The 14,955-nt window shown below is 62.3% G+C and carries 14 protein-coding genes and 1 tRNA gene; 4 read left to right on the top strand and 11 right to left on the bottom strand.

Features of this window, described 5'->3' with window-relative positions:
• Positions 1-8: 8 nt before the first annotated feature.
• From LQE90_RS11110 to LQE90_RS11095, 4 genes are all read right to left on the bottom strand, one after another.
• The gene (locus LQE90_RS11110; RefSeq protein ID WP_216529863.1) at positions 9-680 is read right to left on the bottom strand and encodes a pentapeptide repeat-containing protein; all 672 of its coding nucleotides are present in this window, start codon (positions 678-680) and stop codon (positions 9-11) included.
• 213 nt (positions 681-893) lie between these two features.
• Positions 894-1,346, bottom strand: coding sequence for a GNAT family N-acetyltransferase (locus tag LQE90_RS11105; RefSeq protein ID WP_231088309.1), 453 nt, complete (start codon positions 1,344-1,346; stop codon positions 894-896).
• 71 nt (positions 1,347-1,417) lie between these two features.
• Positions 1,418-1,777, bottom strand: coding sequence for a hypothetical protein (locus LQE90_RS11100; RefSeq protein WP_369412414.1), 360 nt, complete (start codon positions 1,775-1,777; stop codon positions 1,418-1,420).
• Positions 1,778-1,785: 8 nt separating this feature from the next.
• Positions 1,786-3,054, bottom strand: coding sequence for a Y-family DNA polymerase (locus LQE90_RS11095; RefSeq protein ID WP_231088308.1), 1,269 nt, complete (start codon positions 3,052-3,054; stop codon positions 1,786-1,788).
• 246 nt (positions 3,055-3,300) lie between these two features.
• Between LQE90_RS11095 and LQE90_RS11090 the strand changes: the two genes are divergently transcribed.
• Genes LQE90_RS11090 through LQE90_RS11080 form a run of 3 tightly spaced genes read left to right on the top strand, consistent with a single transcriptional unit; the run spans position 3,301 to position 7,633 of the window.
• Complete coding sequence (locus LQE90_RS11090; protein ID WP_216529861.1) at positions 3,301-3,915, top strand: Type 1 glutamine amidotransferase-like domain-containing protein; 615 nt, start codon at positions 3,301-3,303, stop codon at positions 3,913-3,915.
• Positions 3,912-5,168, top strand: a complete 1,257-nt coding sequence (locus LQE90_RS11085; RefSeq protein ID WP_231088315.1) for a winged helix DNA-binding domain-containing protein — start codon at positions 3,912-3,914, stop codon at positions 5,166-5,168. The genes LQE90_RS11090 and LQE90_RS11085 overlap by 4 nt, the downstream gene beginning before the upstream one ends.
• A complete protein-coding gene (locus LQE90_RS11080; protein WP_231088307.1) occupies positions 5,165-7,633 on the top strand; it encodes an ATP-binding cassette domain-containing protein in 2,469 nt (822 codons plus the stop codon). Before LQE90_RS11085 ends, LQE90_RS11080 begins: the two co-directional genes overlap by 4 nt.
• On the opposite strand, the gene LQE90_RS11075 is transcribed toward LQE90_RS11080, so the two are convergent.
• The 3 genes from LQE90_RS11075 to LQE90_RS11065 are packed head-to-tail and all read right to left on the bottom strand — an operon-like array spanning position 7,630 to position 10,187.
• Positions 7,630-9,147 (bottom strand): hypothetical protein, encoded by a 1,518-nt coding sequence (locus LQE90_RS11075; protein ID WP_216529859.1) that lies wholly within the window; start codon positions 9,145-9,147, stop codon positions 7,630-7,632. The two genes, LQE90_RS11080 and LQE90_RS11075, sit on opposite strands and share 4 nt — an antisense overlap.
• 5 nt (positions 9,148-9,152) lie before the next feature.
• Positions 9,153-9,860, bottom strand: coding sequence for an ABC transporter ATP-binding protein (locus LQE90_RS11070; protein ID WP_216529858.1), 708 nt, complete (start codon positions 9,858-9,860; stop codon positions 9,153-9,155).
• A gap of 24 nt (positions 9,861-9,884) precedes the next feature.
• The gene (locus LQE90_RS11065; RefSeq protein ID WP_216529857.1) at positions 9,885-10,187 is read right to left on the bottom strand and encodes a hypothetical protein; all 303 of its coding nucleotides are present in this window, start codon (positions 10,185-10,187) and stop codon (positions 9,885-9,887) included.
• Positions 10,188-10,391: 204 nt separating this feature from the next.
• On the opposite strand from LQE90_RS11065, the gene LQE90_RS11060 reads away from it, so the two are divergent.
• Positions 10,392-11,432, top strand: coding sequence for a hypothetical protein (locus LQE90_RS11060; protein ID WP_231088306.1), 1,041 nt, complete (start codon positions 10,392-10,394; stop codon positions 11,430-11,432).
• Here the strand turns inward: LQE90_RS11060 and LQE90_RS11055 are convergent.
• The 4 genes from LQE90_RS11055 to LQE90_RS11040 all read right to left on the bottom strand — a co-directional run bounded on the left by LQE90_RS11055 (position 11,429) and on the right by LQE90_RS11040 (position 14,558).
• Entirely contained in the window at positions 11,429-12,808 is a 1,380-nt protein-coding gene (locus tag LQE90_RS11055; RefSeq protein ID WP_216529855.1) for a sensor domain-containing diguanylate cyclase, read from the bottom strand. The two genes, LQE90_RS11060 and LQE90_RS11055, sit on opposite strands and share 4 nt — an antisense overlap.
• Positions 12,809-12,925: 117 nt before the next feature.
• Positions 12,926-13,462 carry a VanZ family protein gene (locus LQE90_RS11050; protein ID WP_216529854.1) on the bottom strand — a complete coding sequence of 179 codons (537 nt, stop codon included), beginning with the start codon at positions 13,460-13,462 and terminating at the stop codon, positions 12,926-12,928.
• A gap of 259 nt (positions 13,463-13,721) precedes the next feature.
• Positions 13,722-13,796: transfer RNA gene (locus tag LQE90_RS11045), tRNA-Thr, on the bottom strand.
• A gap of 171 nt (positions 13,797-13,967) precedes the next feature.
• Positions 13,968-14,558, bottom strand: a complete 591-nt coding sequence (locus LQE90_RS11040) for a TetR family transcriptional regulator (protein ID WP_114567474.1) — start codon at positions 14,556-14,558, stop codon at positions 13,968-13,970.
• Positions 14,559-14,955: the final 397 nt, after the last annotated feature.

The following is a 14,955-nucleotide window of genomic DNA, read 5'->3' as shown; positions in this document are numbered from 1 at the left end:
CGACGCCCCTAGTCCTTGACGTTCACGCCAAGGCGCCGGGCAATGCCCGCCGCCTGGAACAGGTCCATCGCGCATCCGCGCAGTTCGCCCATGGCGTCCGACAGCACGATGTCCGACAGCTGGCACGTTGAGAAGTCGACGCCGTCCAGATTCGCTCGGAAGAAGCTCGTCCCCGTAAAGCGCGCATCGTCGAACGAAGCTCGCTTCTGGCGCACCTCGGAGAAGTCGGATTGCGAGAAGTCCGTCGAAACCGCGAGGAAATCGGCCAGCCGAGCCTTCGCAAACGATGCGTAAGCGAACGTGCAGTCGCGCAGCTCGACTCGCGCGAGCACGGATTCGGACAGGTCCGCTCCGGTGAACTTGCACGAAGCGAACGTGCAGCGCGTGAAATTCGCTTCCGAAAACGAGCTGTTGGAGAAATCGCAGTTCGAAAACGCCACGTCGGCAAACGCGGAACGCGCGAAATCGCACCCTACGTAGGAGCATCCCTCGACGCGCGACCCCGAAAGATCGAACAACTCGAAGTCTTCCCCGACCGAACCGTCCCCTGTTACACGCACGTGAGAAATCTGCAGATCGCCGTCTGCATCTTCAATCCACGAAGACAAGCTGGCAACGTCGACAAGCTCACCGGGGATACCGGGGTTGGCGGAACGCAGGCGCTGCGCGGTTTCGGGCATACAGTCTCCTTCCGATCACGTTCATTCTACCTGACGCCCGCAGCGGCTCCGCTCATGCAACCCGAAAGCACAAGACGAAAAGGAAGCGGACCGCCGCCGGCCGCCGCCGGGCTGAGCCCGGCGTGGACGAGATGCCGCCCTCCCGTCCGCCCCGCCCGCTCAAGACGGCACCCCAACCGGCGAACGATCGCGGCAGACGGCTCTCGGCAACGCTTAGTCGAGGCTCATGCGAAGCAGCGGGAACGGGCGACCCGCATCGTCTACGGCAGAGCGCTCGGACACCGTGAAACCCTCGTGCCGGTAGAAGCCGACGGCCTGGGGATTCTGCTCGTTCACGTCGAGCCGCGTCGCTCCGTGCAGCTCGACCGCGCGCGCAAGAAGCACCTTTCCCACACCGCGGCCGCGCGCCGGGGGCGCCACGAACAGCATCTCCAGCTTGCCGCCCTGCACACCCGAGAAGCCGCACGGCTCACCGTCCAAGCAGGCGACTTCAAGAACCTCCACTCCCGCAAGCCCTGAACGCACTTCGGGGCGAAGGGCTGCAACGTCTTCCTCCGTCAGGAAGTCGTGCGTCGCACGAACCGAAGCCTCCCATATCGACGCAAGCGCGGAAATCACGTCGTCCGATCGCTCTTCCGGCACTGCTATGCTCAGTCGCTCATCCATAGAAACCCTTTCTCGCACCGCGCATTCTACCCGAATCCGCAAAAAGCGTGCGGCGGTCCGCCGCGAACACCTCAAGCTCCCCAGACGTCCCAGGCATCCGTCCCGCACGCGCATCCATCTTCCTCGCGCGCAGAAGACGCCTCTTCCGGCACGATCTCCTCCACGAACCAGCGAGGCCCCTCGAAAAACAGGCAGGTGGTTCGTGAGCCGATGCGCACGATGAAACGCGTGCCCATGCCGCCCACTTTGAGGGACGCGGCTTGACGCACGTCCAGCACGCGATCGATCGCGAACACGCGCCCGTCGTCCCACGCGATGGTCAAAGGAGCCAGCTTGCCGTCCTCAAAATGACGGGCGACCACTTCCACGTAGCGTTTTCGTCTGCCGCGCCCATCGCGCGGCGGCGCCTTCCGCATTGTCGTCTGCATCATGACGTTCTCTAACGATGCAGTACGCCGACGGGATGCACGGTGTTCTCGTCTTTGATGTCGGTGCCGGCAAGCGTCTCGTCGGCCAACTCCGCCCCGCGCACAACGCACGTGTTGCCGTAGCGACGCCGCAAGTCGTCAATCGCGAAATCAAGATCCTCCAGATGCGCACGCCCGTCGTCGACGAACGAGAGCTGCACGGGCTCGCGCATCGACGAGAGGTCGGAGGCGCGCACATGCAGCGCGCGCACCGGATGCCCTTCATCGAGCGCTTCGTTGGCTCGCAGCAGTCCCCAGGCCGCCTGCGCGATCTCGAGCGTGGCCGCCGTGGGACGGCGCAGCTTCGCCTGCCGCCCGTAACCGGACAGATCAAGGCCGCTGCGAACGCCGATGCTCACCGTTCTCGCGCGCACGCCGTCTTCGCGCAAACGTTGCGCCACCGACTCCGACAGCAGCCAGATGAGAGCCTTCGCTTCCCGCTCGCATACGATATCGTGCGGCGCGGTCAGCCCGTTGCCGTAGCTCTTGACCGTGCGATCGACGTCGCGCCGGTCCGGATCGTACGGCTTGACGGGAGTATCGTCTTCACCGCGCGCATACGTGCGCAGCATGAACCCGATCTTGCCGAACCGCCGCTGCAAATAAGCATCGGACGCGTGGGCCAAGTCCCCTATGGTGAGGATGCCCGAACCGTGCAGCTTGCGCTCGGTTGCCGGCCCCACGTACAAAAGCGAGCGAACGGGCGCCGTCCACACCACGTCACGGTAGTTCGCGCGGTCGATAACGGTGATCGCATCGGGCTTTCTGTAGTCGCTGCCGAATTTCGCGAACACTTTGTTCCAGCTCACCCCAATCGACACCGTCACGCCCAGCTCCTCTTTCATACGGCTGCCGATCTCCTGGGCGACCTCGTACGCATCCCATCCGCGCCGTCGCATCGAACCGGTGATATCGAGCCAGCTTTCATCTAAGCCAAACGGTTCGACCAAGTCGGTGTACTGATTGTACACGGCGCGCGCCATTTCCGAATACGCTCGATACAGCTTGTAGCGCGGAGGAAGCACGACGAGGTCCGGGCATTTCTTGCGCGCCTGCCACAACGTCTCGGCCGTCCTGATGCCGTACGCCTTCGCCTCTTCGCTCTTCGTGAGCACGATGCCGTGCCGCAATTCCTCCTTGCCCGCAACCACCACGGGCCTGCCGCGCAGCTCGGGCCGCTGCGCCTGCTCCACGCTGGCGTAGAAGGAATTCATGTCGCTGTGCAGAACAATGCGCTCCAATGGTTCTCGACGCCCCCTTGACTCTTTTGCACCTCTCGTCGTATTATACGAACTAATGTTCGCATGATAGGCTTCAAAAGTCAATCGAACAAAGCGTGAAAACCCCTCGGAAGGCAGCCGACTCCGAGACCGCGCCCGTTCGACGGAAATCGAAACCAGCATGTCGGCATCGTCGTTGATCGTCAGCCGCGCAAAGCCTAGGAGCCGCCGCCCCGCCCGCTTCGCGCACCGAAAGAAAGGGAGCTTATGAAACGTCTTTTCTTGTCCTCCTCGTTCGAGGACGTTGCGCACATCTTCGATGACTTCGCGGCCGAAGACCTGCAAGGCAAGCGCGTCGCGTTCATCCCCACGGCAGCGCTGCACGAAAGCGTCGATTTCTACGTAGAGGCAGGAAGGGCAGCCCTGGCGAAGCGCGGCCTCGTCATCAGCGAGCTGGAGCTTTCAACGGCTACCGCTTCGGAAGCGGCGGCTGCGCTCGAAAACAGCGATTGCATCTACGTTTCGGGAGGAAACGCGTTTTTCCTGCTTCAGGAGATGCGGCGAACCGGAGCCGACAAGATGATAGCCGCACAGATAGAGTCAGGCAAACTCTACATCGGGGAATCGGCAGGGTCGATGATCCTATCGCCGAATATCGAGTACGCCCAAGCTATGGACAACCGCGAAGAGGCGCCCGATCTACCCGACTTCGAAGCGTTGAACGTCATCGACTTCTATCCCTTGCCCCATTACGCAAGCGCGCCGTTCGAGACGGCGACCGAAAGCATCGTCGCTTCGTACGGAACAAGCCTTGCGCTCACGCCCATCGGCAACGCTCAAGCCGTCACCGTGTACGGCGACGTGACCACTATGAGAGAATAGATCCCGCCGAACACCGTTTCAGCGCACGGCCACCGAAGGAGGACGGAGCCATCGACGCCATCGACAACGCGCGCGTACGATCGTACCGACTGCGCGCCCATCACCTGGATCGGAAAGTTTCCATCGATCAGCTGCTGCAAGCTGCCGGAGCCTGCGGACTGCAGAACACGCCGCCCGGAGCGTGGGAAACCGCGCTGTTCAACCGCGTAGAAGGGTGCACCCTGACCCACCTGCGCGAGCAGCTGTACGAGCGGAAAACCCTGGTACAGGCATGGAGCTTTCGCGGGGCGCCCGTCGTGTTCCCCGCAGACGAACGCGACGCGTTCCTAACAGCGCTCGTCGCCGAGCCCGACGAGGAGCCTTGGATCTACACGCGCGGCGCATCGGGCGCGCTCGATCATGTGGGCATGTCGTTCGGCGATCTGCTGCCTCTGGTGGAAAAGGCCGCGAAACTGCTCGACGACCGAACGATCGAAGGCAAAGATTCCCTCGACCGCGCAATTGCGGACGCGATCGAGGCCGACCTGCCGCAAGGCGCGCTCGGTCCATGGCGCGATCCGTCCATGTACGGCAATCCCGACAAGCAGACCGTCGGTCAGGCCGCCGTTTCGTTTCTGCTGCGCCCATGCTCGTTCAAATCGCTCGTCGTCTTCGGCAGACGCGAAGGGTCCATCCCTTCGTTCTCATCGTACCGAGCATGGACGGGGCGGCGGGATGCGCCTGCGCCCTCCCTCGCTGCAGGGAAGCAGCTTGCTCGGAAGTTCCTCCATTGCTACGGACCGACCACGCTCGGCTCCTTCGCCGCGTGGCTCGGCAGCTCCAAGGCTCAAGCCAAACGGCTCTGGTCGTCCATCGAAGACGAGCTTTGCGCCGTATCCGTTGACGGAAAGAAGCGTTTCGTCCACGCTCTCGATATCGACAACCTGCGACAAGCCGAACGGCCCGCCGCACGCCTGTTGTTGCTAGGGGCGCATGATCCCTATCTTGACCTGCGAGATCGCGAAATCATCCTGCCCGATCCCCAGCGACGAAGGCTCGCATGGAAAACCGTGGGCAATCCAGGCGTCGTGCTCGACGAGGGCCGCATCATCGGGGTATGGAACGCAAGGACGGCGAAGAGCTCCCTTGACGTCTCGATACGCCTATGGGAACCCCTCGAGCCCGCAAGGCAGGCTCAGCCCGAACGGCTTGCCGAAGAGTATGCCGCGTTTCGCCAACTCGCCCTGAAAACCTGCACCGTGGAAAGCGAATGAAGACCATGCCGAACATCACCGTCAGCCACGCCACCGAAGGAACGCTTGCCGACGTCTGCCTGGACATTCCGAAGCGCGCCCTGACGGTGTTCACCGGACTTTCCGGTTCGGGAAAGTCAACGCTTCTCGTAGACGTGCTGTTCAACGAATGCCAGCGCCAGTATTTGGAAGCGATGGGAATGGAAGGCATTCGAAAGCCGCGCGTCGAACGCATAACGGGGGCCTCCCCTGCCGTTCTGGTAACGCAGTCCGACGTCAACAGAAATCCCCGTTCCACCGTAGGCACCGCAACCGATATCTACACCGATCTGCGCATGGTGTTCGAAAAGCTGCACGTGCGCGCATGCCCATGCTGCGGTGAAGAGATCTGCGCAGCCGATTGCCAGGAAGAAACCGAACGAGACGGCGACGAGTTCTTGGTGTTCATGCGCTGCAGCCTATGCGGGCACCGCATGCGCAAGATCACGCGCACCGAGTTCTCGTTCAACACGAAAGAAGGCGCCTGCCCCGTATGCGAAGGAATCGGCAAGACGCTCGCCATCGACTGGAGCCGAGCCCTGCACGAGGATCGGTCGGTGGAAGACGGAGCGGTCGACGCCTGGAACCATCGATACCAAGCCTACCAAGCCGATGCGCTGCAGCGCGCATTTCGCCACTACGGTCTGCCCGACGCAAAGAGCCTGCCCGTCGCCCAGTTCGACAGCCTGCAGCGAGAAATCCTGCTGCAAGGCACGGAAAGCCCCGCGCTCGCGCAGGCGCTTCCAAACGTCGAGCCGCCGAAAACCGTTGCCGCAGGCCGGTTCGAAGGCGTAGAACCCCTGCTCATGCGCCGTCTTGCCGAACGAGAGGGCGCCGCGCGCGACGAACTTGCGCAAGCGTACTTCGCCTCCGTGGAATGCCCCGCATGCAATGGAGAGCGGCTGGGAACAGCCGGCAGGCAGGCGCATATCGACGGCATGCGCCTGCCGGAATTGGCGAGCGCGACGCTCGACGAGCTGCAATCTTGGGTCGCAGACCTGGCGGACGCGCTTTCTTGCGAGCATCGACCGCTCGTCGAGGACTACCTGCGCGACATCGAAACGAAACTGAACCGTCTTCGATCGCTTGGCTTGGATTACCTTTCGCTCGACCGCCAAACCGTTACGCTTTCGGGCGGCGAACTGCAGCGCATGCGCCTGGCCGCCGTGCTCGATTCGGAGTTGACCGACGTCGTGTACATCATGGACGAGCCGACGGCGGGCCTGCATCCGCGAGACACCGCAGGCATGACGGCAACGTTGAAACAGCTCCGCGACAAGGGCAACACGGTGCTCGTCATCGAGCACGACCCCGACGTGATGCGCGAAGCGGATTTCATCGTGGACATGGGACCGGGCGCGGGACGCCGCGGCGGGCGCGTCGTAGCACAGGGAACCGTTGAGGAGATAGAGCGCTCCGGCGCTTCCGTCACGGGTTCCTGGCTGAAAGCCCCTCGACCGGGAAAAACCACGTTTCGCCCCTTCGCAAGCACGGCGCTGGAAGTGCGCAACGCCCGCGTGCACAACCTGCAGGGCATTGACGTGCGAATACCCGAGCAATGCCTGGTCACCGTATGCGGGCCATCGGGGTCGGGAAAGTCGACGCTCGTGTTCGACCTGATAGCTCAAGGAGACCGTCCCGGCACGCAAAACGCCGTTGCGGGCCTGGATCGTTTCGACCGGATAATCCAAGTCGACCAAACGCCCCTTGCCCGCATGAAGCGCTCGAACGTGGCCACGTATGCAGGCGTCTACGAAGGCATCCGCAAAGCCTTCTCCGCCACCGCGCAGGCGAAGGCCGCCGGGCTGACAGCGCGCAGCTTCTCGTTCAACTCCCCGGGCGGGCGATGCGAGCGCTGCGAAGGGCTCGGGCGCGTAAGCAGCAACATGCTGTTCTTCCTGGACGTCGAAACAACCTGCCCCACATGCCACGGCAGGCGATTCTCCGAAGAAGTGCTCAACGTGCGCTACAACGGGCTTTCCATCGACGAGGCGTTGGCCCTCCCCGTCGACGAGGCGTCAAGCGCCTTCGAAGCGCTTCCGAAATCGGCGCGCGCGCTTCGCTTGCTCGAAGACGTGGGCTTGGGCTACGTGCAGCTGGGACAAACCCTCGCAACGCTTTCCGGAGGCGAAGCCCAGCGCTTGAAGCTTGCAAAGGAGCTGATAACGGGTTCGTCGAAGTCGAGTCTGTATCTGCTCGACGAGCCTACGCGAGGTCTGCATCCCCAGGATGTGGAGCACTTCTTGAACCTTGTAGACAGATTGGTGGACGCAGGCGGAACCGCGATCATCGTGGAGCATAACGCGCACGTGATAGAGCGCAGCGACTGGGTCATCGAGCTGGGGCCGGAAGGAGGCCGCAAAGGTGGGTGCATCGTGTTCGAAGGAACTCCCGCCAAGCTGAAGTCAGCCGAAACGGAAACAGCGCGATACCTGCGCCGAAGCTAACGCACGCATTCCGATCCGCGCCGAATCATGCGCGCCATCGTCACGCAGGCGACGATGGCGGCAGCCACCACCAGCAACGGTTCGGCCAAAAGCGAGGCGAAGCCGCACAAAGACCCAACGATCGCAAGGCCCCCTTCGCCCCACGGTCGCATGCTGCTCGAGCGCAGGCGCACGGCTTCCAACCCGAAGCTGAGCACGACGGCGGCGTTCAGCGCAACCGCCAGGACCAACGCCGGCGCAACAGGCGCGCCCGCAGGCAACGTAAACGGAACGGTCGCGCACGAGACTGCCGTCACCAAGCAAAACGCCGGCAAGGAGTCGCCCACGAGCAACGCGAGCGTTCCGTAGGGCAGCTGATCGCGCACGAGCCGCACGCGCATATCGTCGCGAAACGCATGCGTGACCTCGCGCGCCGTCGATGCCAGGCCCACCAGCATCGCCAACCAGAATACCGGCCCCGCAACGCCGTACCCGCCGAGCAGCGCGCTCACGCCGAAAGGCGTTATCCCTGCCCCCAGCATCAAAAGCGCCGGCAGGCCCTCGTACTGGCGCACCAGGGAAAGCGCCGCGCGCGCCACGAGCGCAGCAGGACCCGCAGCCTGCGGCAACCGCAAAAACGGACCGCGCCGAGCCAACTTGCAGCGACGGCGGTAATCCCCCACCGTCGTAGAATCAAGCAGCGAGAAAAACCCGAACGAGCACGTATCGGCGTACAGGGCGTTCTCCTCCACCATGCGCACCCTATCGACCCGCTTCGCCAGCAGCAACAACGCCAAGAACCCCGCGACAAGCAGCCCTATGGCAGCAGCAACCGCCTGCACGACGGCGTTCGATTGCGCAAGCACAACGGGAACCCAGGCAATCGCAAGCGCTCCATACGCCACAACCGCGACCAGCGACGCAAGGGCGAGCATCGCGACAGCCTTCCAACGGCGAATCGTGCGCGGCAAGGCGAGGCGCGCCGTTCCCACGACCCTGCCTGCCGCAAGCGGAACCGCCGTCCACAGCGAAGCGATCAGGGCCGTCGTCAAAGGGTCGACGAACCACCCCAAAGCCGCTCGCACCCCAACGGCAAGCAGATAGCCCGCAGGCGCCGCCACAGCCCCTCCCGCGATCATCGTTATTGCAGCGGATACGCCGACGAGCGCCGTCGACCCGATGGGGCTTGCGGCAACGTAGGCGATATCGGGATGGGAAAGCTTGACCCACGATGCGCGCAACCCCCGAAACGAGCTCACCGCGAACACGACCGCCGGCACCGCGAACGCAAACAGAAGAACGCCGAGGGCCAGGTCAGGACCCAATGCGACGAATGCCTCCTGCACCGTATCGAGCAGCCAGAGCCACATCATAGCCAAGCATATCCCTATGAACCCTATGATGTACGCTTGGTAGCTCCGCTCTCCCCACCCGCGATCGTCGACAAGGTCGGAACCCGTTGCATGCAGCGCCCGCACCAGGAACGTGCGAGCGTGCCGCACGCGCAGCCGCAGAAGCAATCGCACATCGCCCATGCCGATCAGCCTCGCTCGAAGCCGTCGAAAAGATCGCCTGGCCGCACGTCGCGCACCGTCGACAGCCGCTCGCCCTCAAGATGCAGCAGCAGGTCGGGATTCAAATCGGGGACGTTGTGGTGGCAGCTGACCAGCACCGCCGCGCCGTCAGCGCGAGCAGCCGACAGCAAGGCGCTCAACCGTCGCGACGCATCTCGGTCAAGCGGTCCGTACGGCTCGTCCAGCAACAGCAGACGCGGCTTGCGCATGAAGGCCAGCACGAGCGCCAGCTTCAATCGCATGCCGCGAGAATACGACGAAGGGAACCGATCCGCATGCGCCGCGAGCCCCAGGCCGTCCAGCAATCGCCGAGCCTCGTCGGCGGCATCGGGCACGCGGTTCGCATCGAGTACGAAGCGAATATGCTCAGCGGCGGTTAAATCGTCGTAAAAGGACGGCACGTCGGGCACGAAGGCGATCTCTCGACGCACAGCGCGATCCGAACCGTCGAACGGCCGCCCGAACACCTCGACCGTCCCTTCGCTCGGCATGCTCCATCCCGCCAAGCATCTGAGCAGCGTGGATTTCCCCGACCCGTTCGGGCCGGTCAGAAAAGCAATCTGACCAGGATTGATCCGAAAAGCCACATCGCTCCACACCTCGCTTCGCGCATAGCGAAACGAAAGACCCTCCGCCCGCAGCGCCGACGTCTTCTCCACTGCCTCGACATCCATGCTCTCACGCTCCTTCGCGACGCATCATAGCGCTTTCAGTCGGACAAGCAAGCCCGAGAAACGCGGCGAGCGCTCGAGGCCATCCAGCACGCCGTCGCGCAGGACGCCGTCTCGAACCTGACCCTTCAACCCCGCTTTTCCGAACAGGGCTTGAGCCATGCGCGGCGTCGACGGATCCTGCCCTCTCGCGCCGGAAAGCCGATCGAAAAGAACATCGGACGGCGGCTTCGGCGTCGCATCCTCGTCCATGCTTTCCAAAAGGAGGACGAACCGCTCGAGACACGCTGAAGCGCGGTCCTCGACGCTCTCGTGCAATAACGTTTCCAATGTTGATATCGTTCATGGTCGGTCTTTCTGAAGGTTGCGACGGCTGCACGGCCCAAGCGCATGCGCGGGCTTGAACCCAGTATGAGAGAACACCGCCGCTTGACGCAAGCGAGGGCTTGTTGACCGCAAGCCGCTTCAGTCAACCCCTCGCAACCGAAACGGCCTGCTATCCTTGACCAAACGACTCCCATGATCGGAGGATCCATGAACGCAACGTTCACGCTACCGCCCTCATCTGGTCGCAACCGCAATCTACCCCTGACGGCGGGCCTGCTTGCATGCCTTGCCCTTTACACGATCGACGCGGTTTGCCTTGCGTTCGTTCCGAACGAAGGACGCACCCTCGCTGCCAACATCGCCGTGCCTTTCGATCTGATGGTGTGCGTGCCCGCAGCTTTCTACTTGCTGGTGATCAAGCCCCGCAAGCTATCGCCCGTAGCCGCGATCCCCGTCATATACGCAGGCTTCGTCGTGTCGATGCTGGTCATGCAGCCCGGATCGTTTTCCCTGCTGACCGTGCTGCTTCCGATGATGCTCGCCGTGGAAGCGGTCATCCTCGTACGCGAGATCGCCCGCTTCTTGCACGTTTTTCGCGCGGCGCGAAAAGAATCCACCCGCCCGATAGTATGGTTCGAAAAGCCGTTTTTCGAGCTCAGCCGCAACGAGACCACATCGCGCCTCTGCGCGCTCGAATGCTCTATCTGGTATTACGTGCTTGCCTCATGGCGCTCGAAGGCCGACGTGCCCAACGGCGCCCGTCCGTTTTCCTGCCATAAGGAAAGCGGGTACCTGGCGCTTTCAGGAGTGATCATGGCGTTGCTTCCCATCGAGGCCCTGGTCACGCATTTGCTGGTGGCGAAATATTGCGAACCGGCCGCCATCGCGCTGACCGTGCTTACCGCCTACACGCTTGTCTGGTTCATCGGGAATACGAGGGCGGTGGTCCTCAACCCTCTTCTGGTGGACGACACGTCCGTAACGGTGCGCTGGGGAGCCTACTTCAGCGAGCGCGTGCCCTTCGCTTCCATAGCGCGCATCGACCGCCGGGAAGAACCCGACGTTCCCAAGAGCGAGCGACTGAACATGGCCGTCATGGGCGCGCGGCCCTGTTGGATCGTGCTGCACGAACCGCGCATCATGCGGACCCTTCTTGGAAAGCCGCGCGCAGTGCGAGCCATAAACGTCTCGCCCGACAATGCGTCCGATTTCGAGAAATCGATCGCCGCGCAGCTGCCGAAACGCTAGCGGTCGGACACGTCGACGAAGCGCACGCGGTTCTTGCCCGCGCGCTTAGCCCGGTACAGCGCGCGATCGGCAACGCGGAACAGCCCCTCGTACGTATCGGCGTCCAGCCCCGCAAGCGCGCATCCCGCGCTCAACGTCACGGGGCCGTCGAAGCCTTGCAGGCATTCCGCCTTTCGACCCAGTTCGCACGCGAACTCCCAAGCGCGGGAGCGATCGGCATCGGGCAGGAACACCACGAACTCGTCGCCGCCCACACGCGCGGCCGTCCGTGCCTCGCCCTCCAGGGTCGACTCCATCGCCTGCGCGACGTGCACAAGCAGGTCGTCTCCCACCGGATGCCCGAACGTATCGTTAACCAGCTTGAAATCGTCCACGTCGAACACGAGCAGCGCCCCGCAGCCGTTCGTCAGGCAAGCGGGCAAGGCCCGATCGACCAAGCTCGATACCGTTCCCTGGTTGAACAGCTTCGTAAGCGGGTCGCGCCGCGCCTGGTCCACCAGATCGTCGATCAAGCGACGCTCGTCGGTAATGTCTTTCCAGCTTCCCACCGTTTTCGCCACGCTGCCGTTCCGGTCGCGAAGAAGCGTGACGTGTATGCGAACCCATCGCCATTCGCCCCCGTGTATCGGCACCACGTGGCGAACCTCCATAACAGCCGAATCCTCTGACTGCAGCGCCTCGGAAAGCCGAGCGTAATCTTCCGTGCGCATGCGCGTTCCCTTTTTGATCATATCCGAGTAGCAGGGGAAGCGCCGCTCCTCGCTGGACAGCTCTTCGCCCGAACCGGAGATTCGCTCGTATTCGACCAAAACATCTTGCACGTTGTCGTACTCGAACAGAACGTCCGTCACGCTGCGCAGCGCGATTCGATACCGCTCCCGTTCCAATTCAAGGGTTTGAGTCTTCTCGCGCAGCAGCCGCTGCAAGTACTCGTAGCTTTGAGCGCCCGCCTCGAACGGAAAGTACAACTCGTCTTTCATCGCCTGGTAGGGATTGGACACATGCACATGGCGGATGAGCAACCGTCCGTCGGATTCGACCAGATAATAGCTGCACCTTTGGTGCTCCTCGAGAACCATGCCCGTGCTCTCATCCGTGCGAACGCGATAACGACCCATGACCAGGCACGTTTCGCTCGTAGTGCTTGCCAAGCAGAATTCCTCGTCGGAAACCACGCAGGCGGGAGTGAGCGGCGCCTGTTCGACGAAGTACGCCACGATGGCGGCCTTGTCCGTGAAAAACTCAACCTCGCCTGCGCCTATCCACGAAAAATCGTCCGTAAAGCGAGAGAGCACGACGTCGATCGCCGTGCCGGAATAAAACAGCCGAACGGTATCGGCCACGAATTCGATCGCTTGCCCAAAGAGCGGATTCATCGGCCCTCCTCCCCCGCATGCCTTGCCTGCGCGCGCACGCGCATAAAACTCTCTCGGGGAGTATACAACCTCGACCGCTCCTCGGGGGAGACAACGAGCAAAAACGTAGCAGGAAGATCAGCTATTGGCAATGAACACGAGGCCGATAAAGCCAACGGCAAGAAGCGTGCAGCACAGGCCCACCGTATTGCAGACGCGCCGCGCGCGGGCATCTGACCCCGCGATTCTTCGCGTCACCGAGTACAATCCCAAACCAACCGCGGCGCCAAGCGTGTTGGCAATCAGGTCGGTCGCATCCGACGCCCCCGCCGCAAAAGCAAACTGCAACACCTCGAACGCCAAGCTGGTCGCCGCCGCAAACGCCAAGCCGATCGCGAGCGGTCGCTTTCCCAACAGCATTCCCATGTACAGGCCGAACGGAACGAAGGCCACTAGGTTCTGCACGACTTCGGAATAATCAGGCTCGCCGTTCACAACCAGCGCGCCCGCCAAGGGCACCACGTTCACGCTGCGCATCGTGCCGAACACGTCCAACGAAACCTGCATCTTGAACAGGATCGCCCACACGAGCACCACTGCGTAAATCGCGAACAGCGCCCCTGAGATTCCGCGGCTCCCCAGCACGGACCGCCCGCCCGCCGATACCTCGCCCATGACCTTCGACCCCTTCCCCGGCGGCTGCGCAGACCCCCGATCTTTCCGTTGCCAGCCCATGGTAGCCAAGCAGGCGGAACGGCACGACGAAAGGTCAGCTTTCGTTTCCGCAGGTTAAGAAAAATTAAGGGAATTATAAGGGGCTTCGGGAACACGAGCCTTTTCGTTTTAAGCACCCGAATTCGCGGGGCGCTGCGGGGTATCGTGCCCCTAGCCAGCAAAAAAGCCGAGCGCTGCATGCGCCCGGCCTGGTGTTTCGTGGAGCCAGTGACAGGACTCGAACCTGCAACCCACAGTTTACAAAACTGTTGCGCTACCATTGCGCCACACTGGCCCGTTGCGAAAACGTGCCCGAATATTGTACGACATCGCTCGCGATTCGCAAAGCGCCCGCAAGAAATGCATGATAAGCCGAACCGATTCTTCGCACCTCGAGGCTCTGCGCAACGCACGCCAACGCACGCGCCGCGTCCCACAGCGCATCGCAAACCGAGCGAAGCCCCTCCTACTGAGACGACCCGGGCTCTTCCACCCGCAACGCGCGATACAGGCGATCGGGCACCAAGCTGACCAGGTCGTCGGTCCAGCGCACCAGGTCGGTCGGCGCATCGGATCGGAACCAATCGTTGAGCACCTCGCACTCCAGCTTCGAGAAAATCTCCACGATGAAGCGCATGTTGTCGTTCACGGTAACGTGGCGGTACTTTTCAAGCGTTTCCAGCAGAACCGTCTTGCGGTTCTCGGGCATGACCGTCTGGCCGAAAGGCGTGTTGATGCTGTACTGGATCGACTTGCGGTAGAAATCGCGCTCCTGATCGATCAAGCGTAGATGGTGGTAGTACCCCGTTTTCCAGTCGACGGTTCTCCCGATCTCGTTCAGGTAGAACTGTCGACAGAAGATGGAGTGCCACCAGGGAATGTCGTACTTGCTTTGGAAATGGCGGTAGAACGTCTGGCGCGAGATGCCGGCATTCTCGCATATCTCGGCAATCGTGATGCGATCGAGCGACTTGTCGACAGCATGCAGTATCTTCATTTTCGTTCGCAACTCCGGCGACCCGAAAATATCCTGGCCATGCGCAAGATCCGGCAGCATGCAAAGCCTCCTCTTTGAACGTTCCCTTACCCAGTCCCCTGCAAGAAATCTGTCCACCGAATTAAACATACCCCACAAAAACGCCTGACAGCACGTTACATTCTTGCACAATCGTCCGGTCTAGTTTACATGCATTCCCTTTGATTCCGCAACACGGACATACTGCGGGCCTTGTGCAAACCCCCCACGACACCCACCGCGCCACGACCTTTGAACAGCCGCGCGGCGGCCATCACAATATCTTCACAGAGGTGGACATGCCACCCGAAAACCTTGGCGGCAACGCAGGATGCGCTGCCGGAGAAAGGAGACTGTCATGGCGAAGATAGTCAATTCTTGGAACGACTGGGATCCGTTGAAGCGCGTCATCATCGGCCGCTGCGACAACTCGATGATC

The organism is Paraeggerthella hominis, assembly GCF_021044775.1.
GTDB classification, from domain to species: Bacteria; Actinomycetota; Coriobacteriia; order Coriobacteriales; family Eggerthellaceae; genus Paraeggerthella; species Paraeggerthella hominis.
This window is presented reverse-complemented; position numbering and strand designations above follow the sequence as displayed.